This is a genomic window from Arthrobacter sp. P1_B4 (assembly GCF_056406555.1).
In genome coordinates this window covers 1-2,096 of the sequence record NZ_JBFTZW010000183.1, presented here as the reverse complement: position 1 = coordinate 2,096, position 2,096 = coordinate 1, and the positions used below count along the sequence as shown (strand labels likewise).

3 protein-coding genes and 1 pseudogene are annotated in these 2,096 nt (G+C 72.6%); all 4 read right to left on the bottom strand.

Going from position 1 to position 2,096, the window contains the following annotated elements:
* A pseudogene (locus AC1D1W_RS20580) lies at positions 1-317 on the bottom strand (vWA domain-containing protein); the annotation flags it as partial.
* Complete coding sequence (locus AC1D1W_RS20575) at positions 310-1,233, bottom strand: AAA family ATPase (protein WP_476944685.1); 924 nt, start codon at positions 1,231-1,233, stop codon at positions 310-312. The pseudogene AC1D1W_RS20580 and the gene AC1D1W_RS20575, both read right to left, overlap by 8 nt.
* Positions 1,230-1,880, bottom strand: coding sequence for a nucleotidyltransferase family protein (locus AC1D1W_RS20570; RefSeq protein ID WP_243177774.1), 651 nt, complete (start codon positions 1,878-1,880; stop codon positions 1,230-1,232). Before AC1D1W_RS20570 ends, AC1D1W_RS20575 begins: the two co-directional genes overlap by 4 nt.
* The coding region (locus tag AC1D1W_RS20565; RefSeq protein ID WP_476944684.1) for a YHS domain-containing protein at positions 1,864-2,096 on the bottom strand (233 nt) is incomplete at its 5' end. The genes AC1D1W_RS20570 and AC1D1W_RS20565, both read right to left, overlap by 17 nt.

Below are 2,096 nucleotides of genomic sequence, written 5' to 3'. Positions count from 1 at the left end.
CCGGGCACGCTGCCCGGCCGGGCGGGGGCGGCGTTCGCGCGGAACACGGCCGCGAAGACGGCATCGAACACGGGCACTTCTTCGCGGGCGGACACGAGCACCACGCGGCAGGTCCAGTAGAGCTGCTCAAGCCGGGCCGGGGGGATCAGGTGGAGCGCCTCGGCCAGCCGCGCCGCCCGGTCCGGCGAGGTCGCCAGGCCGGCCCTCCGGATGGCCGTGACGAACGCGGCGGACAAGGCGGCCGCCTCGACCAGTGGCGGCTGAGGCGGCTGATCGGTGGCACTGTTGTTTTGGGCGGGGCCGTTGTCTTCAACCATCGGTGCCGTCCACGAGCCAGGCCGCGCCGCGGGCGCCGACGAGTTCGAGGTCATCGCGGTTCTTGACGATGGAGCCCCACGTCTGCTCGGTGGTTCCGGGGTCGATCCGCTCCACCCCCAGCACGGCCAGGGCCGAGACCCAGTCGATTGCCTCGGAGATCCCGGGCGGCTTGGCGAGGTCCAGGGTGCGCAGCCGGGTGATGACGGCCGCGGCCTGGAGGGCCAGCGGGCCGCTGCTGGCAGGAACCCGGCGGCGCACGATCTCGGCGATCCGGGCGGGTCCCGGGTAGTCGATCCAGTGGTACAGGCAGCGGCGGGTCAGGGCGTCGTGAAGGTCCCGGGTCCGGTTGGAGGTCAGGATCACGATGGGGGGATGGGTGGCGCGGATTGTGCCCAGCTCCGGGATGGTGACGGCGGATTCGGCCAGCAGTTCAAAGGTGAAAGCCTCGAATTCGGCGTCGGCGCGGTCGATCTCGTCCAGGAGGAGCACGGCAGGCCGCGGGCCGGGATGTTCCAGCGCCTGCAGGAGCGGGCGCCGCAGCAGGTACTGGGAGGCAAACAGGTCCGTTTCCGTGACCTCGGTGTCGCGGACTTCGGCCAGCCGGATGCCGAGCAGCTGGCGCTGGTGGTTCCACTCATAGAGGGCCTCACCGGCGTCGATTCCCTCATAGCACTGCAGCCGGTACAGCGGGGTGTTGAGGAGCTCGGCCAGCGCCTTCGCGGCCTCCGTCTTCCCGACTCCCGCCTCGCCCTCGAGCAGGATGGGCTGCGGCAGGCGGACAGCCAGGAACAGGGCCGTCGCCAGTCCGACGTCAGCCAGGTAGTTGGTCCGGTCCAGCGCGGCCATCAGCGATCCGACATCCGGGACCCGGCGCCGCACGTCCTCCTCCGCGCCGGCCCGCGCCGCCGCCGTCATAGGGCCCCCAGCAGCCCGGCAAGGAGGCGCCGGTAGTCGTCTTCGGTGTCGACGTCCGGGGGGACGGGGCCGGGTGTACGGACCTCGACGACGTCGTCTGCCCGCTGTGCCAGGAGCTTCCAGACGGCTTTGTCCCCGTGCAGGGCGGCCAGGTCCGGCAGCAGGCGCCGGGCAAACGCCATCGGGTGGCCCACGCCGTCGTCGTAGCGGCACACCGCGATGCCGGCAGCGCGCGCAGAAGTGGGCTGCAGGGCGCCAAGCACTGCCCGGACGCTCGCGGCCCGGACACCGGGCTGATCGCCGAGCAGCAGGACGACGGCCCCGGTGTCCGGATGGAGGACGGCGAGCGCCGTGGCGATCGAGGACGCGCACCCTTCGCCGAAGTCCGGGTTGAGCACCACATCGCAGCCGCTGGTGTCCACGGTGCGCTCCACCTCGGCCGCTGCGCCGCCCAGGGCCAGCACCGTCTGGCCGAAGGCGCAGTCCCGGGCAGTCGCCAGGACGGCATCGAGCAGCACGCCCCCGCCGTAAGGCAGCATCTGCTTCGGCCGGCCCAGGCGCCGGGAACCGCCCGCGGCCAGGATGATGCCGGCGGTCCGGGGTCCGGGGCTTCCTTCCGCCCGCAACGGGTCAGGTCGTAACGGCATAGCGTTCCGGATCTTTGCGGAAGGCGGCCCGGCAGCCGGGCGAGCAGAAGTAGACGGCGGCCCCTTCGTGAACCAGGTGCAGGGACGATTCGAGGGCCGGGACGGACATGCCGCACACCGGGTCGACCGCGCTCGCCGGCTCCGGTGGTGCAGGCTCGGATGGCACTGGCTCCGTGCCGAAGCTCGGGGCCGCGGCCGCGGCCGCGGACGCTGGGG

Coding starts and splice junctions, on each gene's coding strand:
- AC1D1W_RS20570 (WP_243177774.1), bottom strand. CDS start 1,880: ATGCCGTTACGACCTGACCCGTTGCGGGCGGAAGGAAGCCCCGGACCC.
- AC1D1W_RS20575 (WP_476944685.1), bottom strand. CDS start 1,233: ATGACGGCGGCGGCGCGGGCCGGCGCGGAGGAGGACGTGCGGCGCCGG.